This is a genomic window from Pelagimonas sp. (assembly GCF_050633425.1).
Lineage (GTDB): Bacteria > Pseudomonadota > Alphaproteobacteria > Rhodobacterales > Rhodobacteraceae > Pelagimonas.
The window spans coordinates 74,564-99,346 of record NZ_JBOEGM010000012.1 but is presented as its reverse complement, the minus strand read 5'-3'; the positions used below and the strand labels follow the sequence as shown (position 1 = coordinate 99,346).

The following is a 24,783-nucleotide window of genomic DNA, read 5'->3' as shown; positions in this document are numbered from 1 at the left end:
GAGCGATTCCTATTGGGGCAGAGTCCATGGGGCAGATGTGCAGGGCTTAATAGCCCGCACTGCGATCGACAAGGTGTAACAGCGCCTCGCCCGCCTCGCCGCGCGCGATGTTTGCGGCTATCACCCGCGCTGCCGTTTCAGGGCGGGTGAAGGACGCGATATGAGGGGTGACGGTCACGTTTGGATGCGCCCAAAACGCATGGTCTTTGGGCAGGGGTTCGACGCGGAACACATCCAATGTGGCATGGGCAACCTGACCTGTTTCCAAAGCGGCCAGCAATGCGTTGTCATCAATTAAAGGGCCGCGACCGGGATTGATGACAAAGGCGCCGGGGGCCAGCAAAGCTAAGCGCTCTGCATTCAAAATATTCTCGGTCGAAGGGGTTTTCGGGAGCAAAAGCACCACGATCTGCGCGGCTGTCAAGGCCTTGGTCAGCCCAGCCTCACCAGCCAAGCAGGTGACGCCCTCCGCGTCTTTCAACGACCGGCTCCAGCCGGTCACGGGGAAGCCCAGCGATGCAAGAGTTTGAGCGCAGGCCAAGCCCAACGCCCCAAGGCCCAAAACCGTAACAGGGCGATTTGAGGCAATCGCAGGCGGGGTGCAATCCCAGGTATTGCTCGGGTTTACGATATGCGCATCCATGCCCAAATGATGACGAAGCACATGGCCCGTCACCCATTCGACCATGCCCTGGGTCAGACCATCTTGATCGACCATTCGGGCCAGAGGCACTTTGAGGGTTTCATTGTGAACGACATCTTCAACACCGGCCCAAAGGTTCAGCACTGCCTTGAGACGGGGGAATTTGCCGAAATCAGACATCTCTGCATTTGGGGCATAGATAATGTAGTCGACGACGTCGGATGGCATGTCGCAATCGAGAACATAGTCCAGCCCGGCGGCGTCGAGTTCCGCGCGCAAAGGAGTTTCGTAGTCTGACCAGCGTTCTGCTTTGGCCGAGAAAAGAATATGGAGTGTCATCAACGAGGCCTATGAATATGTGCGCTTTGCACCAGCCCGAAGGCCAGCATGAGAACCAACATGGCCGAGCCGCCAAAGCTCACCATCGGGAGGGGGACCCCAACCACCGGGGCAAGCTCCATCACCATCGACATGTTGACGGCGAAATAGAGAAAGAACGTGAATCCGATCCCGAGAGTCATGAGGGAGGAAAACCGGTCTTTGTTTTGCAGTGCGGAGAATATGCAAAACACGACAATCAGCATGTAGAGCGAGAGCAATGACACGCCTCCGACAAACCCAAATTCCTCGGCCAGAATGTTGAAGATGAAGTCGGTGTGTTTTTCAGGGAGAAAGTTTAGGCGCGATTGCGTCCCTTGCATGTATCCTTTGCCGGTCCAACCACCAGAGCCCATAGCAATTTTGGCCTGTGTGATATGGTAGTCTTTGCCGAGCGGATCGTCTGTATCTTCGAGAAAGGTTTCAATCCGGTCATAGTGATAATTGCTGAGCAATTGCCAAGACGTGTCGCGGCTTTCGAAAACACCGATCAAAAGCAGCGCCGCCAATGCTGCAACACCGCCGAAATACCACCAACTGACCCCCGCCAAAAAGACGATCAGTCCGCCACCAATGGCGATCAGTAAGGCGGTGCCCAAATCGGGTTGCTTAAAGACCAGAGCCACAGGGATCAGGATGAGCAAAATCGGAATAGCAACCCAAAGCGGACGGGACGTTTTCTTGAGCGGCAACCAATCGTAATAGGCGGCCAAAACGACAACTACGGCCACTTTCATAAGTTCAGAAGGCTGCAAGCGCATGAACCCCAAATCAATCCAACGCACCGCGCCCCCGGCCCGAGAGCCGAACAATTCAACCGCAACCAAAAGCCCGAGGCCAAGGATATAGCCGACAACCGCCATATTGCGCCAGAACCAGATCGGCACCATTGCGACGATGAACATCACAGAGAGGCCGAGCACAAAGCGCTTGATCTGCGGCTCGGCCCAAGGTGAAAACGAGCCACCCGCCACCGAGTACAGCATCAAAAACCCAACCGATGCCACGGCACAGAGCAGCAAAACCAGCGCCCAATTCAGGTGCAGAATCTTGCGCCAACCGGTTGGGACGCTTTTGATATTATGCTCAAGATAGCTCATGCACGGGAGTTCCGGTTGGCCTGGCGCTCTTTGCGTTCCCGCGACAATCGGGCTTGAAGCGCTTTGATCCTGGCACGATCCTTTTTGGGGTAGGCCTCAAGCGGGGGATCGCCTTTGTACAGCGCCTGCAATGTCACGTCACGGGCGATTGGGGCCGCTGCGACAGAGCCACCACCGCCATGTTCCACCACAACCGCAACCGCAATTTTTGGGTCATCCCAAGGCGCGAAATTGACAAATAACGCGTGGTCCCGCTTTTCCCAAGCGACGGATTTGTTGTCGACCACGGTCGAGGACACCTGCGCCGTGCCAGTTTTGCCAGCCATACGGTTTCCATCGGCAATAATGCGCGATTTGTAGGCGGTACCGCGGCGGTTGTTCGACACCGCATACATGCCGCGATGAATTTGCAGTAAGTGGTTGGGGTTCAGGCCCAAATCCATACCCGCACGCGACGGCGTTTCAACATTGCCGATCCGTTTCACCAGCCGGGGCGAAATGCTTCGCCCTGTGGCGATCCGCGCAGTCATCACGGCCAATTGCATCGGGGATGTCAGGACAAAACCCTGCCCGATTGAGGCGTTGACGCTGTCACCAATCACCCAGTCTTGTTTATGTTTTCGCAGCTTCCATAATTTGTCCGGCACCAACCCGCTCGTCACCGCGGACATCGGGACACCGTGGGCGTCACCAAGCCCCAAACGTCGCGCCATGGCGGCTATCCGTTCGATCCCAACTTTGAGAGCAAGGTCGTAATAATAGACGTCGCAACTGTGGCGCAGGCTTTGCTCGAGGTTGACGTTGCCATGCCCGGAGCGTTTCCAGCAGTGGAATTTGCGTCCGCCAACTTCCATATGACCGGGGCAATAGGTGGTTTCATCCGGCGCGACCAACCCGGCATCCAATGCCGCCAATGCAGTCACCATTTTAAATGTTGAACCGGGCGGATAGGCATCCTGAACGGTTTTAGAGGCCTGTGGGCGATGATCATTGTCGCGCAGAATGGCGTAATCTGCCGTTGAAATACCGTGCACAAATTTGTTCGGGTCGTAAGACGGAGCAGAGGCGATGGCGAGCAAATCACCATGCTCCAAATCCATCACCACCACCGAAGCCGATTCCTCGCCCAACCGCGCAAACGCATAGTCTTGGAGGTCAGTGTCTACGGTCAGCTGCAAATCCGGGCCGGTTTGACCTTCGCGCCGATCCAATTCGCGCATCACCCGGTTGGCTGAATTCACTTCAACGCGCTTTGCTCCGGCTTTGCCCCGTAATAAGTCTTCGTATTTCGATTCAACGCCAACCTGCCCGTATTGAAAGCCGGGCAAATTGAGGACCGATGGCGGGTCTTCGTAGCGGCTTAGGTTGCGTTCGTTTACTTTTGCGACGTAGCCAGCAACATGGGCGTATAGTTCAGATTGCGGGTAAATCCGCGACTGTCCGACCTCGGTATTGATACCGGGCAAAGCCGGGGCATTTGCAGCCACCCTGCTGACATCTTGCCAGCTCACCCGATCGGCGATGGTAACCGGGTCGAAAGGGCGATTGGGGTCGATATTGGCAAGCGCGCGGTTCAAATCGTCTTCGTCCAACTCAACAAGGCTCGACACGCGGGCAATCACATCGGCCACATCGTCGGTGTCTTCTGGGACCAGAACAATTTTATACGTCGGTTCGTTTTCGGCGATCACCAGCCCATTGCGATCAAAAATACGACCGCGCGTCGGCGAAATTAGTCGAATCGAAATTCGGTTTTCCTCGGCCAAGAGTTGAAACTGGCTGGCTTGGTCCACCTGCATGTATCGCATGCGCAACGCCAGAACCCCGGCAAATCCGAGCTGCGCACTGCCCAAGAGCAGACCGCGCCGTGTGATGCGGCGGGCACTTTCTTCGGTTTCGCGGACTGTGCGTCTCATATTCTGCGTCCCACGTGATCAACCTCTCCTTGCTTGCCGCGTTGCGTGCCAAATGCCAGATAACTGGCACCGGCGATCAGCGGATAAGCAAGCATGGTCATACCATATTGCATAAAGGATAGAGAAAGCGCTCCGGGCGAAACAATCAAGAGGCCAAGGATAAGGCGGTAGAGCAAGGTGGCAAGAAACAGCGTAGAGCCCACAGTGACCCATTCCGCAACAAAGGTATTTTCGCGCAACGATCGGTCGCGTGATTTAAGCCATTCCGTCGATAGCAGAATAAGCGCAGCCCAAAGACCGGGGGGGCGTTGCAACAAAAGATCTGCCAAAAACAGCACCAGAGCGACCAGCAGCATTGGCACATATTGGGGGCGGCGCAGGGCCCAAGCAAAGGTCAACGCGACCAGAATATCAGGCCCGGCAAAGCGTTGGGGCGTGGTTTCCAAAGGCAAAAGATGAGCGAACAGGATCAAAGCCGCAAAACCGAGATAAGCCAGCCGCATTATCCAGAGCTTGGTTGGACTGCGCTCAGCCATTTTCTGGCTCAGCGTTTGCATTCGCATCGGGCAACGCGGGGGCCGGGGCGTCGGCGTCAGGCAAATCTTGGGGCAGGATCAAGCCGCTGGGCTGGTTGACCCGACGTGCGCCGTGATCCCGCAGCACGCGCAAGAACTCCAACCGCTCATAGTCGGCCGCCAGACGCGCACGCAACCGTCCGCCGGGGTCTTGGGCGACTTGGCCAATCAAAAGGCCAGGTGGAAAGACTTCACCATCGCCGGTTGTCACAATGCGGTCACCGGGGCGAACTTGATCCGGGTTTTCCAGAAAATCGATGGGCGGCGCGGCAGAGTTGTCGCCAACAATAAGAACCCGCTGACCGGAAGGCTGGATTTCAGCGGGAATTCGGGAATGGGTATCCGTGAGCAAAATCACGCGGCTGGTATTGGCACCAACTCCGGCGATCCGACCCACCAATCCGATCCCGTCCATTGTCGCCCAGCCGTCAACAATACCGTCACGAGACCCAACATTGATCAGCACAGACTGTCGAAAGGGCGACCCAGAATCAGCCAGAACCACGCCGGTGATAAAGGTCAGCCGTGGATCGAGTCGGACATTGTTTAGGTCGCGAAGCCGTGCGTTTTCTTGCTCAAGCTGAAGCGCCGCTTCTTTCCAAGCCGCCATTTGGCGCAGTTCGCGCCGCAATTCCTGATTTTGCTCATGGATGCTTTGATAGCTTTGAAAGTCGCGTAAAATTTTCACCGATGCGGTGACCGGGGCCATGGCCCAATCCATCCGTGGCACCAACGTATCCACAATTTGTGCGCGAATACGTTCAACCCGTGGCGAATCGATCCGCCAAAAAAGGAAAACAACGATAAAGAAAAGGGTTAGGACAGCCAGAAGCAGCCGCTTGAGCGGGCGGGTGAAATCCTCGCTTGATCCGCGGTCTTGAGCCAAGCGGCCTCCGTCCTATGCTGCATCCGTTGATCTGTTGTGCGTCCTTGCGGCGCGCGGAACAAGATTTTTCCAGAACCTTGTAAATTCCGTGCACGGAATTTGGCACCGCCCAGAGTTAACTGTCGTAATCAATCGCGTGGGCGAGCTGTTTTTCGTATTCAAGCGCCTTACCGGTGCCCAAGGCTACGCAATTCAGCGTTTCATCGGCGATTGACACGGCCAGCCCGGTTTGTTCGCGCAAAGCCAAATCCAAATCACCCAACAACGCGCCGCCACCGGTCAGCATAACGCCGCGATCAACGATGTCTGCCGCAAGATCGGGTGGGGTCGCTTCGAGGGCCGTCATAACCGCTTCGCAGATCGCTTGAACCGGCTCACTCAACGCTTCGGCGATTTGAGCTTGGCTGATTTCGGTTTCTTTTGGGACGCCGTTCAACAAATCGCGTCCGCGGATTTGCATTGAGCTGCCACGCCCATCATCGGGCATGCGTGCGGTCCCGATCGAGGTCTTGATCCGCTCCGCCGTGCTTTCCCCGACCAGCAGGTTTTGCTGGCGGCGCAGGTAGTTAATGATGGCTTCGTCCATTCGGTCGCCACCAACGCGCACGGACCGTGCATAAACAATGTCACCCAACGACAAGACCGCAACCTCAGTTGTCCCGCCACCGATGTCGACAACCATATTCCCGGTTGGATCAGTGATGGGCATGCCGGCCCCAATCGCGGCGGCAATCGGTTCGGCAATCAAACCTGCCTTGCGTGCCCCAGCGGACAAAACAGAATTTCGGATCGCGCGTTTTTCCACCGGCGTCGCGCCATGCGGAACGCAGACGATCACTTTGGGACGTGAAAACGTGGAGCGGCGGTGCACTTTGCGGATGAATTCTTTGATCATCTCTTCGGCGGCAACAAAATCGGCGATCACACCTTCGCGCATCGGGCGGATGGCTTCGATGCTGCCGGGGGTCCGGCCGAGCATCAATTTGGCGTCCTCACCAACGGCCAAAACCTTTTTCTGCCCGTCCTTGACATGATAGGCGACCACGGAAGGCTCAGAAAGGATCACTCCCTTGCCCTTCACATAGACCAGCGTGTTTGCCGTCCCAAGGTCGATGGCCATGTCCGATGAGAACATGCCCATGATACCGTCAATTCCAAACATTTGCGTCTTGCCCCATAGCCTGCAAGGCCCGCGACTCTGACGACCCGGGCCAGCTGTCCTTATAGGGGGGTCGCGCAAGATGCGAAAGGGTGACAACCGGTCAAATCAGCATGAATTCGCCGCATCCAGTAAATGCACAAGAATTGTCCTGCCGTGGTCATTTTTCCGCCCGCATTGGTTGATCAAAATAAGCTAGGTCAATTTTAAACTGCCGAGGCTATCGTGCGTATCGCAATTGCAATCATGTGTGGATTTATCTCTATCGTAAGCTCGCTTGGGATCGCGGATTATTCGATTCAGGCCATCAATTCGACCCAAGGGTTTGTGGAGTTTGGTCTGTCAGGATGGGTTGAGTCCGTGGCGGAACGTGGCCAGATCGCGGCCGAAAAACGGCGTACCAAGCAACATCTAGAGGAAAATCTGGCCAAGGACCTTCGGGATTTATTGCCTGCTGCCCCCCATGGATGGCGCAAACAATCTTGGAGCATGACGCAGTCGCAGATCATGCGCGGGCGCTTTCAAGGTCCGATCCCCAGCCATGACGAGATGGAAAAGCGCGCGATTGAGGAGCTGTCGCCAAAGTTCTCAGCGCTTTCGGATGAGTTTAATTCCTTTTCAGGCAAAAAATACGTCCGGCGCGAGGCCAAGCAAACCTGGGTCTATGTGCAGGGCAGTGAGCGGATCGCCGTGCGCATACGTCAAATAGATAAACCGCGCAAAGCTCGGACAGTGTCAGAAGTTGCGATCCAGAACATGCAGGCCCACGAAAACTGGGACAAAGATGATATCGCGTTTGCTCGCATCAAAGGAGTCGTTTTCGTCGAAACCGTCAGTGATTTTGAGCACTTGGCGTTTCGTACCATCGAAGCCGATATGATTGTCCCGGATGGGTCCAGTATTCGCATCACCGTCAAAGCGCAGGCCAAGGATCGGTCGATCAAAAAGATCCTGAACGGGATTCATTTAGGTCGTATTCGCCAGTTCGTCAGCCCGTCGGGCACTGCGCCAGCAATGGCGGCGGGGTCTGACGATGTTCGCAAGCGCCGTGAGGCGGCCCTTGAACGTGAGCGGCAATTGCTGCGCTCGGCAGCGCAAGACCGGGCGGATCATCGCAGCAATGTTGAAGCCAACGCGGAACGCTATTCACGTTGAATGGATCGAGAAGTTTCGCGGGGCCATGGCAAGGCCCCCTAGATGTGGCCCCAAGAAAATTGAGCTGAGGCAAGTGATATGTGGAAATTTGTTGTTCTAGCGGTCAGTGTTCCTGCGGTTTTGATCTTGGCCCTGGGAATCGATTTCGCGATGTTTCGCGCCTATGCGTCGGCATTGAACCGCCCTGCCGGGGTGGTCGCTTACGTTGAAATGCGCGTTGGGCGTGATGTGCAACCACTTTCCGCGCCTTTGATGGCGACGGTTACCCCGATGGGCAGCAAAAAAGATCTCGCCCGCAACATTGACGCGATTTACCCACCGGCACCCGCCGGGTGGACAAAACGCCCGTTTGTTGAGGCGGATTTCTGGACGTTGTTTCCTGAAATCGCGTTTTGTGAAGGGCGCAATCGCAAACCGTCGATGGCCGAGATGGTCGAAGGCGACCCAGACGGGTGCCCGCTCAAACCTGGTCAAAAGGGGGCTTGGGTGTACGAAAAAGGCCATGAGATGGTCTTGCTTCACATCAAATACCTTCGTGAAAAACACGAAGGCGAGCGGATTTCGTCAGGGGCCAAACCCTCGGTGGTGACCAGCAGTTTCCGGGATTCCTATTACAACACGGATTATCCGCAGTTTATGCGCTATAACCAAATTCGCTTTAGCAAGCTGCCGCCGAGAAAATGGTCTGGTGCCGCGAGTAGCTCAAAACGCACAACCATGATCTATGGTCGGGGGACGGGCGACGGCAAGCTACACAGCTTTGCGATAGCGCGGGCGTCCAGCGACTCGATCAAAAAGATTCTGATGCAAATCAACCGTGAAATGGTCGCAAGCCTGTTGAAAAAGCCGGTGGGCGATACCTAAAGCAGCCCTTGAAAGCCTTCATGGCAATCAGTCTCAGTCCAGGGAGTCGTTTTTGGCCCGATTTTGTCGGACCGGGTCTGCCTGTCGGAAACTCTCGCGTTATGCATTTGTCTAAGCAGCGGGAGACAGATGCATGAAAACCCAAGTCAAAGCATTGGTAGTTGGTGGCGGTGCCATCGGAACATCGATTGCCTATCATCTGGCCAAAGCTGGCTGGGACGATGTGATGTTGATCGAGCGCGATGAACTGACATCGGGGTCAACCTGGCACGCCGCTGGTCTGTTGCCTCTTTTCAATATGTCTTATGCCACGACGCATATTCACAAATATTCGGTGGATTTCTACAAAAGTCTTGAGGAAGAAACCGGTCTGAACGCCGGTTTTGCGGTGGTGGGCAACCTTCGTATGGCCCAAACTGATGAGCGTATGGACGAATATATGCTCTATGCCTCAACTGCGGAAACCTGTGACGTTGCCTATGAATGGCTCACCCCGGATCAGATCAAGGAACGTTGGCCCCTGATCGAAACATCCGACCTTAAGGGCGCGATTTATCACACTGAAGACGGCTATATTAATCCTGCTGATGTGACACAGGCCATGGCCAAGGGCGCGCGCCAACGTGGCGTCGACATTGTGCGCAAAATGCAGGCCGATGCCTTCCATTGGACGGGCACCCATTGGGAAGTCACCTGTACCAAGATGGTCGAAAAGGGTGGCAACCTTGTGCCATCGGACGAACAGGTTGTGATCACTGCCGAACATGTTGTCACCGCCTCGGGCAACCACGCACAGCGCACCGCCAAAATGCTGGGCATAAAAATGCCCGCTATTCCAGTCGAACACACCTTTATCGTCATGGATAAAGATCCCGAGCTGGTCAAATGGCGCGAAGCAGGCAACCCTGAACATCCGGTTGTGCGCGATGCAGACAACGAATCTTATGCCCGCGAAGAACGGGGCGGCTGGATTTTGGGCATCTATGAACATGGAGCGCCAGCACGTTTTGAACATGGGGTTCCTGATAGCTTTCGCGCCGACCTGTTCCCACTCGATCTCGACCGGATTGCGGATCAATATATGGCGATGGCCGAACGCGTGCCCTCCTGCGCTGACTCGGGCCTCAAAGACGATTTCAACGGCCCGATCTGCTATACGCCTGATGGCAACCCGCTGGTTGGACCCGCGCCGGGCCTGCGCAACATGTGGCTGGCCGAAGGGTTCAGCTTTGGTATCACCGCCGCTGGCGGCACCGGGTATTACCTTGCCCAGATGATGGTCGATGGCGAGGCCGAGATCGACATGGCATCGCTTGATCCCAAGCGCTATTCTTCAAACTGGATGACCACCGAATTTGCGGCACGCAAGAACGAAGAGTGCTACGAACACGTCTATATCCTGCACCATCCCGACGAAGAACGCCCGGCCTGTCGGCCCCTGCGCACCGGTCCGGTTTTCGACCGTCAAAAAGCGCTGGGGGCGCAATTTGGTTGGGTGAATGGATGGGAACGTCCGAACTATTACGGGCCGCTTGATGCCCCATCAAATTTCGACGAAGAAAGCCGCAGTTTCCGCCGCGGTGGTTGGTGGCAATACGCCGTCGAAGAGGCCAAGGCGATCCGCAATGGCGTTGGTCTTGTTGATGCCTCGGCCTTTACAAAACACGTGATCAAAGGGCCAGGGGCGACGCAGTTCCTTGACTGGTTCACCTGTAACAAGCTACCCAAAATTGGCCGGATCAACCTGACCTATGCACTGACCGCTGCGGGCACAACGCGCACCGAATACACCATCGTGCGCAATGGCGAGAACAATTATTATCTCGTTTCCGCAGGGGCTTGGAGCGAATACGACGCTGATTTTCTGCGCAAAGCCGCCGAAGAGAAAATGGACGAATTCGGCTATATCGAGATTCAGGATGTCACCACGCAATGGGGCGTTTTCGCCATCGCCGGTCCAAAGTCGCGTGATGTTCTGAACGAGCTCATCGTTGATGCCGATCCCGCCACGGCGCTGTCCAACAAACGCTTTCCTTGGCTGTCAGCGCGCCAAATTGAACTGGGAATGTGCCCGGTCAATGCGATCCGTGTTGCCTATACCGGTGAACTGGGATGGGAGCTTCATCACCCCATCGAAATGCAGGCCTATCTCTGGGATCAGCTCATGACCGCAGGCGAAAAGCACGGCATGAAATTGGTCGGTGCGCGGGCGCAAAACTGGCTGCGTCAGGAAAAATCCTATCGTGCCTTTGGTACCGAATTGGGCCGCGACGCCACCCCAGCCGAGGCCGACTTGCCACGCTTTATCGACCTGTCCAAAGACTTCCACGGCAAAGAGGCGATGGAGGCCACGGGCGTTCGGGTCAAGTGCTGTACCCTGTTGATTGACGGGCCTGCGGACGCCGATCCATGGGGGCGCGAAGTGCTGTATACCCCAGAGGGTACGCGGGTTGGGCGCCTCACATCGGGCGGCTATTCGGTGCATTTCGAAAAATCCATCGGTATGGGCTATGTCACCCCCGATTTGGCCGTTGAAGGCACCAAGCTAAAGGTCAAAATGCAAGACAAGCTGTGGGACGCCACCGTCACCTGTGACAGCCCCTATGATCCAAAGAACGCAACCATCCGCATAGACGGCTAGGGTCCTGAACCCTTAATGGCTCCAGACCCTAAGTACGTCTTCTTTTCATAGATATTCCGGGCGGCCCGAGCTTTGCTCGAGACGGGGCCGCGCCCCATTCTGCCGCTGGACACAAAGTGCCAAAGGGCTATGGTTTCACCAACCGTTCCCTTTGGCGCGTTTCCTTTTTAGAAAGACCTGAAAATGACCTTCCATGTCTACCTGTCCGGCGAAATCCACACCGATTGGCGCGAGCAAATCATCACCGGGGCCGATGGCCTTGATGCGGTCTTTTCGGCCCCTAACACCGATCACGCCGCCTCTGATGATTGCGGTGTTGCGATCCTCGGGGCCGAGGACAACAAATTTTGGCACGATCATAAGGGCGCGCAAATGAACGCGATCCGTACCCGGAAACTGATCGAGGAAGCCGATGTTGTGGTTGTCCGTTTTGGCGAAAAGTACCGCCAATGGAACGCTGCATTTGATGCGGGTTACGCAAGTGCGCTGGGCAAATCCCTGATCATTCTTCAACAGCCTGAGCATGATCACGCGCTCAAGGAAGTTGATGCGGCTGCTCTGGCTGTGGCGCGTAGCCCCGAGCAAGTGGTGCAAATCCTACGCTATGTTCAGACCGGCGAGTTGCCCGGTTGATGTGACGTTATTGGGGGAAACCTATATTTAGTTTCCCTCTTTTCCCAACCTACTGTTGCATGCACAAACCTTACGCGTGTTAATTATGTGCAGCGGGCGGTGGGCCCGCATCAACAAATCGGGGACGTGGGACATGATTCAGGAATTCAAAGACTTTATTGCCAAGGGCAACGTCATGGATATGGCGGTCGGTATTATCATTGGGGCGGCATTTACTGCCATTGTGACATCGCTTGTTGGCGATTTGATCAATCCGATCATCGGCCTGTTCATGGGAGGCATAGATTTTGGCGAATGGTTCTATGCGCTTGACGGCAAAGACTATGCAACTCTTGCAGCAGCCGAAGAAGCCGGCGCGTCGGTCTTTGCGATTGGCCGTTTCATCATGGCGATCATCAACTTCCTGATCATTGCCTTTGTCGTCTTCATGCTGGTCAAAATGGTCAACAAAGCCAAGGCCGCAACGGAAGAGCCTGAAGAGCCCAAAGAAGAAGCCCCAGCAGGCCCAAGCGAGCTCGATATCCTGATGGAAATCCGCGATTCCCTCAAAAAGTAACCACCTCTATCAGGTGTGTCGGAAGGGGCCCAATTGTGGGCCCCTTTTTGGTTTGGCACAGCAAATGATCTTGCTGTTAGACCTCTTCGCTGTATTCGCCGCGCGCTGGGTAGTTGTTTGCGATTGCAAAATCCAATGCACCGACCAATTCCGAGAAATGTGGCCGCATAAACGGCATGGTCTGAACCGATCCAAAATAGAGCGTCTGATCAGTGTTGATCAAGAACAGGCCGGGTTCAGAGAACAGAGCCGGTTCGTCGATCCCAATTGATGTTTTGCCGCGAGACGTTGAAATATACAGGCCCCAATCACGGGCCGTTTGCAATGGCAGGTCATAGGCCATGCGCAGCGGGGGTGCGCCGATCTTGTCGGCCATCGCACGGCTGCGTTCCTCATTGTCAGAGCTGACCGCGATCACCTCGACACCGCGTTGCGCAAATTGGTCCTGCAATTTGATCAGCTCTTTGAGGTAAGTGGCGCAAATCGGGCAGTGCAGACCGCGAAAAAAGCAAACCAATGTGCCGCGTTCTGCGCTCTGAGAGGCAAGATCAAACTCTCCATGATCAAGCGTTGGCAGGGTGAGATTAGGGGTCTTTTGGCGCGGCATCAGCATGTGGTGGTTCCTCTTCAGACTTGACGACATCTCCTTATTGCGCAATTTTTGGTTAGAAAATTCCGAAAAATCTAACGGTAACTACGAATGTCGGATTGCAGTGAGAACAGACCTGACCGCCTTGCCGATCTGATCGAGCGGTTTGACATTACAATCACTCCGGTTACTGACGCGGTGGCTAACCTCATTGTGCTCGGTGATGACGACGGTCCCAAGAGCATTGTGTTCGTCAAAGAGGCCGCTGTTTTTCAACAGGCTCATTTTGCGGCCCATGTCGGGTGGGGAAGTGCCGAAAATCCGTTGGAAACGGGGCTGCCGGATCTCATAGAAATGCCCATCGATAGCCCTGATTTGATGGGGCTTTCTGTGGCTTTGCGATGGGAGGCGGATGCGCGTCGGTGCGGTTCCGCCTCCGTGTTGAGGCGGCTGGCCGAAGTGGTCATTGTGCGGCTGCTGCGCTTTCAATTCGACACTGGCTGCACTGAAGTTGGGGTCTTGTCCGGTCTGACCGATTTGCGTTTGTCGCGTGCCATCGTCGCGATCCACAACCGCCCCGGTCATGGCTGGACCAGTGGGGATCTGGCGGTTGAGGCGGGGCTATCTCTGTCGCGTTTTTCAGAACTGTTTTCGCAAAAGGTGGGTCTGTCGCCGATGGCCTATTTGCGACAGTGGCGGCTGACTGTGGCACGCCAAGATTTGACCCAAGGCGCAAGAGTCGAAACCGTGTCCCGCCGCTATGGCTATGGATCACCAGAAGCCTTTACACGGGCGTTTCGACAAAAATATGGAGTGCCGCCCCTGGCATTTAGGGGACGCGCTGGGGCGGCACTTGGCGCTTAGGAACCTGTTTAGGCTGCCATGAGCGCCAATTGCGGGGATGTCACGTCGATCCCCAGAGCTTTGCCAACGGCAGAATACGTTAGCTTACCGGCGTGGACATTGAGCCCGTTGAGCAGATGCGGATCATCGGTGCAGGCCTGACGCCACCCCTTGTTGGCAAGCGCGAGCATAAACGGCAAAGTTGCGTTCCCAAGCGCGATGGTTGACGTGCGGGCGACTGCTCCGGGCATGTTGGCAACGCAATAATGCATAATGCCATCAACCTCATAGACCGGATCAGCATGCGTGGTGGCCTTGGAGGTTTCAAAGCATCCCCCCTGATCAATCGCCACATCAACCAGAGCCGCGCCGGGTTTCATCGTCGACAGTTGAGCGCGTGAAATCAGCTTGGGCGCGGCGGCTCCGGGGATCAGCACCGCACCGATGACCATGTCTGCCTCTTGGATGAGTTCGGCGGTGGCACCGGCTGTGGAATACTGATTTTTGAACGTGCCGCCAAAGACGTCGTCAAGATAGCGAAGACGCGGGATGGAGCGATCCAGAACCGTCACATCTGCGCCCATACCGGCGGCGATTTTGGCCGCATGGGTGCCAACGACACCGCCGCCAATCACGACCACTTTGGCGGGGCCAACGCCGGGAACGCCGCCCATCAGGACACCGCGTCCGCCATTGGCTTTTTGCAATGTCCAAGACCCGACTTGCGGCGCAAGGCGACCGGCGACTTCTGACATCGGGGCAAGCAAGGGCAAACCACCGTGATTGTCCGTGACGGTTTCATAGGCAATGGCTGTACAGCCAGAGGCGATCAGATCATTGGTTTGATCTGGGTCAGGCGCAAGGTGCAGGTACGTGAATAGCAATTGGTCTTCGCGCAGCATTTTACGCTCAACGGCCTGAGGTTCTTTGACTTTGACGATCATGTCAGCCGTTGCAAAAATCTCTTCGGCGGTGTCGATCATCACCGCACCAGCGGCAATGTAATCCTCGTCAGAAAAGCCCGCGCCAATACCGGCCCCCTTTTGCACAAGCGCCTGATGGCCTTGCCCAATCGCCTCTTGGGCTGCATTGGGCGTCAGACCGACGCGAAATTCCTGAGGTTTGATTTCCGTAGGGCACCCGATTTTCATAACCATTCTCCATTTGCCTATTTTTTAAGCATGGTGGAAATGCCTTGCAATTTCCCTGCTAATTTGATGCGTAGTTAGCGTGAACAATCGAAGATTCTTCGAACTCTACCCGAAAATAGGATGAAAGTGACCGCATATGGCCTTGGATGAGACCGATAAACGTATCCTGCGGGTGATTCAGCGCAAGGGGCGGATTTCCAATGCTGACCTGTCAGACGAGGTCAATCTGTCAGCGTCAGCCTGCCACCGTCGGGTGCAAAGATTGGAGAAAGACGGCTATGTTCGCGACTATGTTGCGCTGCTTGATGCGCGCAAACTTGGCATGCCGACAACGGTATTTGTTGAGATCAAGCTTAGCGCGCAAGCGGATGAAGTCTTGGAAGCCTTTGAAAAAGCGGTGGCGCGGGTCCCCGATGTTTTGGAGTGTCATTTGATGGCGGGGACGGCGGATTACATCCTAAAAGTTGTCGCTGAGGACACCGAAGATTTCGCGCGCATTCACCGTCAATATTTGACGCGTCTGCCGGGGGTTGCGCAAATGCAATCCAGTTTTGCCTTGCGAACAGTGTTTAAAACGACCGCCTTGCCGGTTTAACCCTTGGGTTTGTCGTCATATTCGCCCGACAAAATGCGCTGCGCGTCGCCGTCAGGATCATCGTATTGATTGGAACGCAGCGTGAACACAAAGAAGCCGAGGCCCGCGCAGCCTAGAACCAATGAAATCGGGATGAGATAGGTTAGGATATTCACGGCAGGTTACCTTAGGCGCAAAGCGTTGAGTGACACTGTAATCGAACTGGCTGACATCGCCAATGCGGCAATCAGCGGCGAGCATAAACCGGCAATCGCCAGCGGGACCGCGATAATGTTGTACCATGTCGCAATGGTAAAGTTTTCGCGGATGCGGCTGGTGGCTTTGCGCGCAGTTGTCACGGCTTCTGGGATTGGGCCCAAGGAGCCGCCAAGCAGGACAATATCCGAGGCAACACGGGCCGCATCCAAAGCAGAGGCCGGAGAGATCGAGACATGTGCTGCTGTTAGGGCGGCTGTATCGTTTAATCCGTCGCCAACCATCAAAACCTTGGCCCCGTGATCGGTCAGGGTCTGAATGCGGGCAGCTTTGTCTTGGGGCAGGGCTTCGGCCAACCATTGATCAATCCCGAGGCGCGCGGCCAAAGCTTCGACGGCCAAAGTGGTGTCGCCGGACATGAGAACAACTTTTTTGCCACTGGTTTGAAGGGATTGCACGGCTTCTTCGGCCCCGTCTCGGAGGCGGTCCGTAAAGGTAAAGGCCTGTGCAGGCCCGTCTCCGACGCGCAGCCAAGCCGAGGTCATAGCGTGAGGACCAGCCCCCACCCAAGCGGCGCGGCCAAGCCGAACCAATTGACCGTGCCACATGCCTTGGGTGCCATGACCTGGCACTTCCTTGATATCGGCGACATTTGCGGGGGAAACCCCGGCGCTGCGTGCTGCTGTGGTCAAGGATTGCGACAACGGATGCGCAGACCCATCGGCCAAGGCCAACGCAATCTCGAGATCACGACGGGTGAAATCATCTTGATTGGTTAACTCAGGTGTTCCCGCCGTTAAGGTTCCAGTCTTGTCAAACACGACGGTGTCGACCTGAGCGAGCCGCTCCAACGCGGTTGAGTCTTTGATCAGCAATCCCTGTTTGAACAAACGGCCCGAGGCCGCGGTGGTGACCGCGGGCACCGCAAGACCCAAGGCGCAGGGGCAGGTGATGATCAAAACGGCGGCCGCAATGTTGAGGGCAATACGCAAATCGCCTGACCACAGATACCAGCCGATAAAGGCCAAGGCTGACAGGATATGGACACCGGGCGCATAAAGCTTGGCCGCCTTGTCAGCCAGTGACGTATAACGCGACCGGCCTGATTCCGCGACGGCGACCAGATCGGCCATGCGGTGCAAGGACGTGTCGCGGCCAACGGCCGTTGCGCGCACCACAAGTGGTCCGGTCAAGTTGACTTCACCCGCGCTTACCACCGTGCCGGGCTCGGCAAATACCGGGAGCGTTTCACCGGTCAAAAGCGAGCGATCAAGCTCGGATGTGCCCGCGGTTATTTCGCCATCCACAGGCATCCGGCCACCGGGACGGACGCGCAGGAGATCACCCACCTGTAAATCGGCGACGTTGATCTGTTCTTCGTCGTCACCAACGAGCCGCCATGCCCGTGGCACTTCGAGGGCGGCAAGCTCTTCAGCGGCGGAACGGGCAATAGAGCGGGTGCGGTGATCAAGGTAACGGCCTGTCAGTAAGAAGAAAGTCAAGGCCATAGCCGCATCGAAATAGGCGTGTTCACCTGACAGGGACGTTTCCCAGATTGAGGTGAGCAAGGCCAACAGAATGGCCAGTGAAATCGGCACATCCATATTAAGATGCCCGGCCTTAAGCGCCGTCCAGGCGTTTTTGAAAAACGGTTGCGCCGCGAAGGCAATCGCAGGGATCACAATGGCGGCGGAAATCCAGTGGAACATGTCGCGCGTAGGCCCTTCGGCCCCGGACCAGACGGCCACGGACAGCAACATGACATTCATGGAGGCGAAACCGGCCACGGCCAGCCGCATCAATAACTCACGTCCGGCGCGATCCGTCTGAGTGGCGCTGATCGCGGTTGTGTCCAGTTCATGCGCCTCATAGCCAGCGGCTTCGACAATCGGAATGATGTCGGCCGCGGTCAAATTCGGGTCGGCTTCTACGCTCACGCGTTTCATCGTCAGGTTGACCCGAGCCGAGCGCACCGCGTCTGATGCATCAAGGGCGCGTTCCACTGTCGCCATGCAGGCCGCACAATGGATTGTCGGCAAGGACAAAACGATATGCGCCTCGGTCGGTTCGTCGGCCGCAGCCAGCGCCTCGGCTGCCGGGGCTGCGGAACAAGCAGGGCAGGCCGAAGCCTGAGGGCGCATCACAGCCGTCATGGGTCAATCCTCTACGATAAAGACAACGCGTTGCTCAAAAGGGGTGCCGTCCAGCGCGACGGCTTTCATGCGAATGTTCCAATTGCCGGGGGCCAGCGCTTCGCGCGCCACATAGGCCCGTCCGTCAAACTGAAAATCGGGCGACCGGTCATCTTTGACATGGGTCGGGCGGCCCAGAGTGGCATCAAGTTTGCCGACCTGAACCGGGGTGCCGTCTTGCTCGGCTATGGACAGTATCAACAACCCGCCGGTGTGTTTGGCAGCGACATCCCAGCCCAATCCCTCTTGGGCTGCGCGGCGGTCGTCAAAGGTTTGGCTGGCGACGTAAGAGTTCTTGGTTTCGACGCCGGGAAAGGTTTTGACGGCGCTATAGGCCAGCACGAGGTTGACGGCGATGATGACGCCAAAGGCCCCACCAAAGATTGCCAAAACATGCCATCCGGTCAGTTTGCGTTCGGTTTTGGTCATTTGTCATTCCGCCCGTTAAAGACTGTATCGTTATGTGCGCGATCACCGGTGGTCAAATCCTCAACCCACAGGCGGATGTCGACCCGTTCCTGACTTGCCGGGTCGGAATGGCGCGGTGCAATCACATGGACCTTTTGCAGCAAGGTTTCGTTGGCGTTGACCGTCACGGTTTCATAGGGCGTGCCCTCGAGCTGTACATAAAGCGATGGATCGCCTTTTAGTGTAATGCGGAACGGCCGATCTTCGCCATGTTTGTTGAGCAAGCGCACCTCATAGGTGTTGCGGATCGATCCATCAGACATTGTCACAAAAATCGGATTTCGAACCGGGGCAACGGTCATTTCAATTTCTGGCCGGATGAACAAGGCAAAGACAAGTCCGATACCAACCAACGACCAAAGGGCCGTATACATCATGGTACGGACCCGGAAAATATGGCTCCGAACCGGGCGTGGTGGCTTGCCGGCGCGTTCGTTAACTTCGTCCGAAGCCGCAAGGTAATCGATCAAACCGCGCGGCTTGCCGATTTTGTCCATCATGTCATCGCAAGCGTCGATACAAAGCCCACAGGTGATGCATTCCATCTGTTGACCGTCACGAATGTCGATACCCATAGGGCAGACATTCACGCAGGCCATGCAATCAATGCAGTCTCCGGTCTCTTGGCTGGTATCTTGCTGCTTGCGCAGCTTGCCGCGCGGCTCTCCGCGCCAATCGCGATACCCGATGGTCAAGGTGTCTTCGTCCATCATCGCGGCCTGAATACGGGGCCACGGGCATGCGTAGATGCAGATTTGTTCGCGGGCGATGCCGCCAAAAAAGAAGGTGGTCGCCGTCAAAACGAGCATTGTGGTGTAAGCCACCGGGTGCGCTTGGCCGGTGACAAGGTCAACCAAAAGCGTAGGCGCATCGGCAAAATAGAACACCCACGCGCCGCCCGTGGCCAAGCCAATAAGAAACCACGAAACGAATTTCGTTATTCTGAGACGTAGTTTGCGTGCATCCCATTTCTTTTGACGGTGCAGGCGCAGGCGGGCGTTGCGGTCCCCCTCGATCCAGCGCTCAACCAGAATGAACAGGTCTGTCCAAACGGTTTGAGGGCAGGCATAGCCGCACCAAACGCGGCCAAGCGCCGAGGTGAAAAGGAACAGGCCCAGCCCGGCCATGATCAAGAGGCCAGCGACAAAATAGAATTCGTGCGACCAAATCTCGATCCAAAAGAAATAGAACCGACGGTTGGCCAGATCGACCAATACGGCCTGATCGGGAAGCTGCGGTCCACGATCCCAACGGATCCAAGGGGTCAAATAGTAAATCCCCAAGGTGACCAGCATGATGACCCATTTAAGGTTCCGAAAGGCCCCTGTGACGCGTTTGGGAAAAACGGGTTCGCGGGCGGCGTACAGGGAGGGCGGGGTCGTATTATTGTCGGACACGGGGAATCGCTCCGTTAAGGGATTTCGTCGATGTGTGTTTTCTCAATCCTTTGCGAGTGCAGCATTGACCTGCATCAAATTCTGAATCTTTGATTTAGGTTTTTGCAGCTTCAGCCAAGATCCAGCGACAAAATGCCCGGAGGGCAGGGCGCTGAACCCCCGGTCGGGTGACCAAATGGTAGCTTGCGCCGCTGTCTTCTTCGAACAAAACGGTTATGCGGCCCGCATTGATATCGTCTTCGACCATCATGCGGGTGATCATCGCCACGCCCTGCCCACTGCGAATGCCTTCCAGCACGAGATTTCCGGGCACATTGGTGATGGATTTGGCCTTTCCGGTGCTAATTCCGTGTTTTTGCATCCACCGCGAAGCCTCGTTTGTCCCAAATTCATTCAACCAGGGGAGTTCGGCATAGGTTTCCGGGCTGTTGCGCGGGTAACCTTGCACCAATTCGGTTGTGCCAACCAAAGCCAAAGGGGCAGCGATCAAAGCATGTGATTCGTGGCCCGGCCACGGACCAGTGCCGTAGCGAATGGCAACGTCGATCCCGCCTGGACTTAGGTCAACGATATTTGGGTTCGGGTCGATCATCATGCTGATATCAGGATGTTTTTGCCTGAAATTTGCCAAGCGGGGCATCAGCCAAACGGCCGCAAAGCTTGAGGTGCAGGAAATCTGCAAGGGTCGTTCTTCTTCCTGCGAGCTGAGCTGTTGCACTGTTTCGAACATCAAGGTGAATGCGTTGTTCACCGAGTTGGCCAGGATTTGACCGTCACTTGTTAAGGACACACGCTTGCCGTTCCTTTCCAGCAAGGACACGTTGAGATGCGTCTCTAACTGTCTGATTTGCTGGCTGATTGCGGCATGGGTGACGTTCAATTCGGCACCTGCAGCGGTCATGGACCCGGTTTGCGCAAAGGCAGCAAAGGCGCGCAGGGCGGCAAGGGGCGGAAGGGTTGACCAATTCATTGTAAGATCACCTTACATGCAGGGAAATTTGCTGACTCGTAGGAAATCACGCTTTGTGTGAGTGTTTCAACAGGAAAACACGAAATCAAGAGGGTGATATGTACTCGATTTTTGCACAAAGCTTAAAAGTAGCCTGCCGTCAGGATTTACATAGGTTCGCGGATGAACATCCGCAAAAGCCTATTCATGAGGCTGATCGGAGACGCGAAGACGCCGCGCAAACGCGCCGCAAGCGGATGTTCCGGCGGGGGTGGTTTTCGTAGATTGGGAAGAAAATGCGCCGATACCCTAGGAAACGCGCGAACAGGACAGGGCATCGGCGCAATACGCCTCAACCCGTAAGCTGAGGTATATTTATGATCGGGGGGAGGGCCCCGGTCTTTCTACCGTGAATTTGACAGGGTGGCCGATTGTGCGCCTTGATTTGTGTCAAGCTGAGCGTTTCTAGCGACCACAATTTTCGCGGCCGGGGCAGGTTTCTACAATGCAGTCACCATTTAATTGCATAGACGCGCTTCGGTTGTTTGCCGAGATGCGGTTGCGGCCGTTATGCTTTGACGCATAAAGAGCGACATCCGCACATTTTAGCCAATCCGCCTCGGTTTCGAAGTCGGCATTGAAGACAGAGACCCCAAGGCTTGCGGTGACCTTAAAGTCATCTTCCAACGCGAAATCAATGCTTTCGACTGCCTGTCGGATTTGTTCTGCGACATCCATCGCGGGCGCAAATTCCGAGTTCCGCAAAATAACGGCGAATTCTTCGCCGCCGATACGGTAGAGTTGAACGTCGGGGCCTAACACCTGCTGAACGGTCTCGGATAATCTGCGTAAAACCATGTCGCCGCGATCATGGCCAAAACGGTCATTGACCGATTTGAAGTGGCCAATGTCAAAAAGGATCAGCTGCGCATCTTGGCGTAGACGTTTGCAATCAACAAAAACGGCGTTCAGTTTGGTTCTGAATTCGCGATTGGTCGCCGCCCCTGTGAGCCAATCTTGTGATGCCGCGCGGGCCAAGGCCTGATAGCTCATCTCAAGCGATAGTTCCTGCGCAATCCATGCGCCACAGAGCTTAATGACATCGCATTCCGCCGGACTAAACGGTTTGCGCCGCATAGGGCTCGAAAACCCTAAAGTCCCAATGCGTTCGCCGTCGACAATCAAAGGCACTCCTATATAGGCACGCAATCCAAATTATTTGTAGGCAGGGTGGCTGCAATCGCCGCCGTCGGCATCCGCTGCGTGAAGGGCAAGTGGTTCCGTTGCATTGATCGTTTTGCTGCAAAAGGTCGAACCAAGTTTGAACTGTGTGCCCGGGGGAATGTCCATCAGGGCCGAGTTTGAAAACAGCACAGTATAGGTGTCACCACGGATCATGCTGACCAACGCGACGGGTAGCTTAAAAAAGGAGCTGCCAAGCGCGAGTATGGCGTCAATTTTCTCTGGTCCGTTCATCGATTGAGACGACGAAATAGCGTAAAGATTGCTGAGAGCGGTCTCAACCTTGAGACGCTCAGTGACGTTTCGGATGATCGCCGCGTAGCCCGCGACATTTCCGTCATCACCAAAAACTGCCCAGCCTGTGGTTTCAGATTGAATGATGTTGCCATCCTTGTGGCGATACGCCATCGCGTAGGTTTGCTGGGCTGGATTTCCGGCTCTGTTAAACCGGGTTTTGCCCGTTAGGATAAAGTCATCCGTTTCCGTATAAAGGATACGCGCCGATTGCCCCTGCAAGTCATGCAACTCATACCCGAGCAGATCTACCAATCCTTGGTTGCACCAAACGATCTTGCGATCGGCGTCAGCAAGAACGAGAGCTTCTTGAAAAGACTGAAAGACAGCACGGACTGCGGTGAGTGCGCTGTTGCTTTCCTCTGGTAGTGTGGCTTGGGCGACGTTCATGCATCCACTCGCTCGGGGGTGTTCAAATATATTTTTGAATGTCCTTAAATTTAGTTAATTTTGGGCGACATGCCCGAAGACCCAATAGAAAAGGCCCCCAACCAGATCGGTCAGGGGCCCTGTGTTTGTAACGATTTGAAGAGACGTTTATTCTGCGGCTTCGCCGCCGCCCAAACCGTGGACATAGGCCGCAACTGCGCGGATTTCAGCCTCGTCTAGACGAGTGTTCCAGGATGGCATCACGCCAAATCGTGCGTTTGTCACGGTTTCGAGGATGTCATCGTAACCACCGCCAAAGAGCCAAATCGCATCGGTCAGGTTCGGAGCGCCTTGATCGCGATCACCTGTGCCGTCTTCGGCATGGCAAGACGAGCAGTTGTCTTCGAACAGCACTTTGCCTGCCTCTGCGGCCACCGCGTCTTTGGGTGTATCACCTGATAGCAGTTGAACAAAGTTGACGATCTGAACGATCTCTTCTTTTTCCAACAGCTCATCGCGTCCAAAGGCCGGCATCTCAGAGTAGCGCGCGTCGTCGCTTGTCTCGTTGCGGATACCGTGGCTGACAGTCTGGTGGATGGCTTCGATTGAACCACCCCACAGCCAATCATCATCCAAAAGGTTTGGATACCCCTTGGCACCAGCCGCACCAGACCCGTGACACTGGGCACACCAAGTTTTGAACACAGCAGCACCCGCATTGTTTGCATAGGTGTTCAATTCGGCGTCGGCCGCGATTTCAGTCAGCTCAGTCGCGGCCAGTTTGGCGTTGATGGCAGCGTTCTGATCTTCGACACGGGCGATTTCAGTCGCAACTTCGCCACGGGTCGAATAGCCGAGCATGCCAGGCGTGGCCCCATTGATCAAAGGCCATGCCGGATAGGCGATGACATACCCAATGCCCCAAACGATACAGGCATAAAAGGTCCACACCCACCACTTTGGCAGCGGTTTGTTGTATTCCCGGATACCGTCCCAAGAGTGGCCGGTTGTCTCATAGTCGAGATCGTCTTTTTTCTTGTCACTCATGTGTTCCTCGCCTCCTTAACTGCGGCGGGTTGGTCGCGCTCGGGCGCGGGCCGTGCGTCATGCCGAAAGGGAATGTTGGCCGTATCCTCATGGATTGCCCGGCTGCCTGGACGGAACGCCCAAAGGCCGATCCCGATAAAGACAGAGAACATGACCAGCAAAGCCCAACTGTCAGCAAGTTCGCGCAGGAAAGAATAGGTTTCCATATTCTCTCTCCTTAGCGGCTTGCGTCAGGGGTGAAGGTCGAGAAATCGACCAACGTGCCCAGCATTTGCAAATAGGCAACCAAGGCGTCAGCCTCAGAAATACCGGCTTGATCGTCGAAGTTCCGCACGTTGACCTTGTCACCATAGCGTTCCAGCAGCCCGTCATAGTCGCTGTCGGGGTCTGCTTGGGCTGCAAAGTCAGCCTGAGCATTGGCGATCATGTCGTCGGTGTATGGAACACCCACAAGACGATGCGTTTTCATCAGGTCAGCCACATATTCGCCTTCGACGAGCTTGGCTTCGAGGAAGCCATATTTGGGCATCACCGATTCCGGCACAACCGATTGCGGGTTGCGCAGGTGGTCGATCTGCCATTCGTCGGAATAGCGGCCACCAACGCGGGCGAGGTCAGGACCTGTCCGTTTGGAACCCCACTGGAACGGGTGATCGTATTTCGATTCCGCAGCCAGTGAATAGTGACCATAACGTTCGACTTCGTCGCGCATCGGGCGGATCATCTGCGAGTGGCAGACATAACAGCCTTCGCGGATATAGACCTCGCGGCCTGTCAGTTCGAGAGGGGTGTAGGGGCGCATACCCTCTACATCCTCAATCGTGTTTTCGAGATAGAAGAGCGGCACAATCTGCACCAGCCCCCCAATTGTCACCACGAGAAAGGCAAAGATTGCCAACAGGGTAACGTTTTTCTCGAGGACAGCGTGTTTGTCGAGAATTGCCAT

Annotated in this window: 25 protein-coding genes; 7 read left to right on the top strand and 18 right to left on the bottom strand. The window is 55.7% G+C overall.

Going from position 1 to position 24,783, the window contains the following annotated elements:
* Positions 1–46: 46 nt before the first annotated feature.
* The 6 genes from ACRBB0_RS09570 to ACRBB0_RS09545 form a co-directional block, all read right to left on the bottom strand.
* Positions 47–982 carry a 2-hydroxyacid dehydrogenase gene (locus ACRBB0_RS09570; protein WP_431374207.1) on the bottom strand — a complete coding sequence of 312 codons (936 nt, stop codon included), beginning with the start codon at positions 980–982 and terminating at the stop codon, positions 47–49.
* Positions 982–2,121, bottom strand: coding sequence for a rod shape-determining protein RodA (gene rodA / locus ACRBB0_RS09565; RefSeq protein ID WP_431374206.1), 1,140 nt, complete (start codon positions 2,119–2,121; stop codon positions 982–984). Before rodA ends, ACRBB0_RS09570 begins: the two co-directional genes overlap by 1 nt.
* A complete protein-coding gene (mrdA, locus tag ACRBB0_RS09560; RefSeq protein ID WP_431374205.1) occupies positions 2,118–4,037 on the bottom strand; it encodes a penicillin-binding protein 2 in 1,920 nt (639 codons plus the stop codon). The genes rodA and mrdA overlap by 4 nt, the downstream gene beginning before the upstream one ends.
* Positions 4,034–4,573, bottom strand: coding sequence for a rod shape-determining protein MreD (locus tag ACRBB0_RS09555; protein WP_431374204.1), 540 nt, complete (start codon positions 4,571–4,573; stop codon positions 4,034–4,036). The genes mrdA and ACRBB0_RS09555 overlap by 4 nt, the downstream gene beginning before the upstream one ends.
* Positions 4,566–5,498: a rod shape-determining protein MreC gene (gene mreC / locus ACRBB0_RS09550; RefSeq protein WP_431374203.1), complete on the bottom strand. Its 933-nt coding sequence runs from the start codon at positions 5,496–5,498 to the stop codon at positions 4,566–4,568. Before mreC ends, ACRBB0_RS09555 begins: the two co-directional genes overlap by 8 nt.
* Positions 5,499–5,613: 115 nt before the next feature.
* Entirely contained in the window at positions 5,614–6,660 is a 1,047-nt protein-coding gene (locus tag ACRBB0_RS09545; protein WP_431374202.1) for a rod shape-determining protein, read from the bottom strand.
* Positions 6,661–6,882: 222 nt separating this feature from the next.
* Between ACRBB0_RS09545 and ACRBB0_RS09540 the strand changes: the two genes are divergently transcribed.
* The 5 genes from ACRBB0_RS09540 (at position 6,883) to mscL (ending at position 12,506) form a co-directional block, all read left to right on the top strand.
* Positions 6,883–7,812, top strand: coding sequence for a hypothetical protein (locus tag ACRBB0_RS09540; RefSeq protein ID WP_431374201.1), 930 nt, complete (start codon positions 6,883–6,885; stop codon positions 7,810–7,812).
* 78 nt (positions 7,813–7,890) lie between these two features.
* Entirely contained in the window at positions 7,891–8,676 is a 786-nt protein-coding gene (locus ACRBB0_RS09535) for a hypothetical protein (protein WP_431374200.1), read from the top strand.
* Positions 8,677–8,809: 133 nt separating this feature from the next.
* Positions 8,810–11,317 carry a GcvT family protein gene (locus ACRBB0_RS09530; RefSeq protein ID WP_431374199.1) on the top strand — a complete coding sequence of 836 codons (2,508 nt, stop codon included), beginning with the start codon at positions 8,810–8,812 and terminating at the stop codon, positions 11,315–11,317.
* A gap of 183 nt (positions 11,318–11,500) precedes the next feature.
* A complete protein-coding gene (locus ACRBB0_RS09525) occupies positions 11,501–11,950 on the top strand; it encodes a YtoQ family protein (protein ID WP_431374198.1) in 450 nt (149 codons plus the stop codon).
* A 133-nt stretch (positions 11,951–12,083) separates the two neighbouring features.
* Positions 12,084–12,506: a large conductance mechanosensitive channel protein MscL gene (gene mscL, locus ACRBB0_RS09520; RefSeq protein WP_431374197.1), complete on the top strand. Its 423-nt coding sequence runs from the start codon at positions 12,084–12,086 to the stop codon at positions 12,504–12,506.
* A 76-nt stretch (positions 12,507–12,582) separates the two neighbouring features.
* Here the strand turns inward: mscL and ACRBB0_RS09515 are convergent, their stop codons facing one another.
* A complete protein-coding gene (locus tag ACRBB0_RS09515; protein WP_431374196.1) occupies positions 12,583–13,119 on the bottom strand; it encodes a peroxiredoxin-like family protein in 537 nt (178 codons plus the stop codon).
* An 87-nt stretch (positions 13,120–13,206) separates the two neighbouring features.
* On the opposite strand from ACRBB0_RS09515, the gene ACRBB0_RS09510 reads away from it, so the two are divergent.
* Complete coding sequence (locus ACRBB0_RS09510; protein ID WP_431374195.1) at positions 13,207–13,959, top strand: AraC family transcriptional regulator; 753 nt, start codon at positions 13,207–13,209, stop codon at positions 13,957–13,959.
* An 8-nt stretch (positions 13,960–13,967) separates the two neighbouring features.
* On the opposite strand, the gene ald is transcribed toward ACRBB0_RS09510, so the two are convergent.
* Complete coding sequence (ald, locus tag ACRBB0_RS09505; protein ID WP_431374194.1) at positions 13,968–15,089, bottom strand: alanine dehydrogenase; 1,122 nt, start codon at positions 15,087–15,089, stop codon at positions 13,968–13,970.
* A gap of 136 nt (positions 15,090–15,225) precedes the next feature.
* Between ald and ACRBB0_RS09500 the strand changes: the two genes are divergently transcribed.
* Complete coding sequence (locus ACRBB0_RS09500; RefSeq protein ID WP_431374193.1) at positions 15,226–15,684, top strand: Lrp/AsnC family transcriptional regulator; 459 nt, start codon at positions 15,226–15,228, stop codon at positions 15,682–15,684.
* On the opposite strand, the gene ccoS is transcribed toward ACRBB0_RS09500, so the two are convergent.
* From ccoS to ccoO, 10 genes are all read right to left on the bottom strand, one after another.
* Positions 15,681–15,839, bottom strand: coding sequence for a cbb3-type cytochrome oxidase assembly protein CcoS (gene ccoS, locus ACRBB0_RS09495; RefSeq protein WP_431374192.1), 159 nt, complete (start codon positions 15,837–15,839; stop codon positions 15,681–15,683). The two genes, ACRBB0_RS09500 and ccoS, sit on opposite strands and share 4 nt — an antisense overlap.
* A gap of 6 nt (positions 15,840–15,845) precedes the next feature.
* Positions 15,846–18,032, bottom strand: coding sequence for a heavy metal translocating P-type ATPase (locus tag ACRBB0_RS09490; RefSeq protein WP_431374191.1), 2,187 nt, complete (start codon positions 18,030–18,032; stop codon positions 15,846–15,848).
* 3 nt (positions 18,033–18,035) lie between these two features.
* Positions 18,036–18,500 (bottom strand): FixH family protein, encoded by a 465-nt coding sequence (locus ACRBB0_RS09485; RefSeq protein ID WP_431374190.1) that lies wholly within the window; start codon positions 18,498–18,500, stop codon positions 18,036–18,038.
* A complete protein-coding gene (ccoG, locus tag ACRBB0_RS09480; RefSeq protein ID WP_431374189.1) occupies positions 18,497–19,936 on the bottom strand; it encodes a cytochrome c oxidase accessory protein CcoG in 1,440 nt (479 codons plus the stop codon). Before ccoG ends, ACRBB0_RS09485 begins: the two co-directional genes overlap by 4 nt.
* 94 nt (positions 19,937–20,030) lie before the next feature.
* Positions 20,031–20,906, bottom strand: a complete 876-nt coding sequence (locus tag ACRBB0_RS09475) for a LysR family transcriptional regulator (RefSeq protein ID WP_431374188.1) — start codon at positions 20,904–20,906, stop codon at positions 20,031–20,033.
* A 444-nt stretch (positions 20,907–21,350) separates the two neighbouring features.
* Positions 21,351–22,094, bottom strand: a complete 744-nt coding sequence (locus ACRBB0_RS09470) for a sensor domain-containing diguanylate cyclase (protein WP_431374187.1) — start codon at positions 22,092–22,094, stop codon at positions 21,351–21,353.
* 6 nt (positions 22,095–22,100) lie between these two features.
* Entirely contained in the window at positions 22,101–22,811 is a 711-nt protein-coding gene (locus ACRBB0_RS09465) for a PAS domain-containing protein (RefSeq protein WP_431374186.1), read from the bottom strand.
* A gap of 147 nt (positions 22,812–22,958) precedes the next feature.
* On the bottom strand, positions 22,959–23,837 hold the full coding sequence (gene ccoP / locus ACRBB0_RS09460) for a cytochrome-c oxidase, cbb3-type subunit III (protein WP_431374185.1): 879 nt from the start codon (positions 23,835–23,837) through the stop codon (positions 22,959–22,961).
* Positions 23,834–24,043, bottom strand: coding sequence for a cbb3-type cytochrome c oxidase subunit 3 (locus ACRBB0_RS09455; RefSeq protein ID WP_431374184.1), 210 nt, complete (start codon positions 24,041–24,043; stop codon positions 23,834–23,836). Before ACRBB0_RS09455 ends, ccoP begins: the two co-directional genes overlap by 4 nt.
* An 11-nt stretch (positions 24,044–24,054) precedes the next feature.
* Positions 24,055–24,783 carry a cytochrome-c oxidase, cbb3-type subunit II gene (ccoO, locus tag ACRBB0_RS09450; protein ID WP_431374183.1) on the bottom strand — a complete coding sequence of 243 codons (729 nt, stop codon included), beginning with the start codon at positions 24,781–24,783 and terminating at the stop codon, positions 24,055–24,057.

Coding starts and splice junctions, on each gene's coding strand:
- ACRBB0_RS09570 (WP_431374207.1), bottom strand. CDS start 982: ATGACACTCCATATTCTTTTCTCGGCCAAAGCAGAACGCTGGTCAGAC.
- rodA (WP_431374206.1), bottom strand. CDS start 2,121: ATGAGCTATCTTGAGCATAATATCAAAAGCGTCCCAACCGGTTGGCGC.
- mrdA (WP_431374205.1), bottom strand. CDS start 4,037: ATGAGACGCACAGTCCGCGAAACCGAAGAAAGTGCCCGCCGCATCACA.
- ACRBB0_RS09555 (WP_431374204.1), bottom strand. CDS start 4,573: ATGGCTGAGCGCAGTCCAACCAAGCTCTGGATAATGCGGCTGGCTTAT.
- ACRBB0_RS09545 (WP_431374202.1), bottom strand. CDS start 6,660: ATGTTTGGAATTGACGGTATCATGGGCATGTTCTCATCGGACATGGCC.
- ACRBB0_RS09535 (WP_431374200.1), top strand. CDS start 7,891: ATGTGGAAATTTGTTGTTCTAGCGGTCAGTGTTCCTGCGGTTTTGATC.
- ACRBB0_RS09530 (WP_431374199.1), top strand. CDS start 8,810: ATGAAAACCCAAGTCAAAGCATTGGTAGTTGGTGGCGGTGCCATCGGA.
- ACRBB0_RS09525 (WP_431374198.1), top strand. CDS start 11,501: ATGACCTTCCATGTCTACCTGTCCGGCGAAATCCACACCGATTGGCGC.
- mscL (WP_431374197.1), top strand. CDS start 12,084: ATGATTCAGGAATTCAAAGACTTTATTGCCAAGGGCAACGTCATGGAT.
- ACRBB0_RS09515 (WP_431374196.1), bottom strand. CDS start 13,119: ATGCTGATGCCGCGCCAAAAGACCCCTAATCTCACCCTGCCAACGCTT.
- ACRBB0_RS09510 (WP_431374195.1), top strand. CDS start 13,207: ATGTCGGATTGCAGTGAGAACAGACCTGACCGCCTTGCCGATCTGATC.
- ald (WP_431374194.1), bottom strand. CDS start 15,089: ATGAAAATCGGGTGCCCTACGGAAATCAAACCTCAGGAATTTCGCGTC.
- ACRBB0_RS09500 (WP_431374193.1), top strand. CDS start 15,226: ATGGCCTTGGATGAGACCGATAAACGTATCCTGCGGGTGATTCAGCGC.
- ACRBB0_RS09490 (WP_431374191.1), bottom strand. CDS start 18,032: ATGACGGCTGTGATGCGCCCTCAGGCTTCGGCCTGCCCTGCTTGTTCC.
- ACRBB0_RS09485 (WP_431374190.1), bottom strand. CDS start 18,500: ATGACCAAAACCGAACGCAAACTGACCGGATGGCATGTTTTGGCAATC.
- ACRBB0_RS09475 (WP_431374188.1), bottom strand. CDS start 20,906: ATGAATTGGTCAACCCTTCCGCCCCTTGCCGCCCTGCGCGCCTTTGCT.
- ACRBB0_RS09465 (WP_431374186.1), bottom strand. CDS start 22,811: ATGAACGTCGCCCAAGCCACACTACCAGAGGAAAGCAACAGCGCACTC.
- ccoP (WP_431374185.1), bottom strand. CDS start 23,837: ATGAGTGACAAGAAAAAAGACGATCTCGACTATGAGACAACCGGCCAC.
- ACRBB0_RS09455 (WP_431374184.1), bottom strand. CDS start 24,043: ATGGAAACCTATTCTTTCCTGCGCGAACTTGCTGACAGTTGGGCTTTG.
- ccoO (WP_431374183.1), bottom strand. CDS start 24,783: ATGGCAATTCTCGACAAACACGCTGTCCTCGAGAAAAACGTTACCCTG.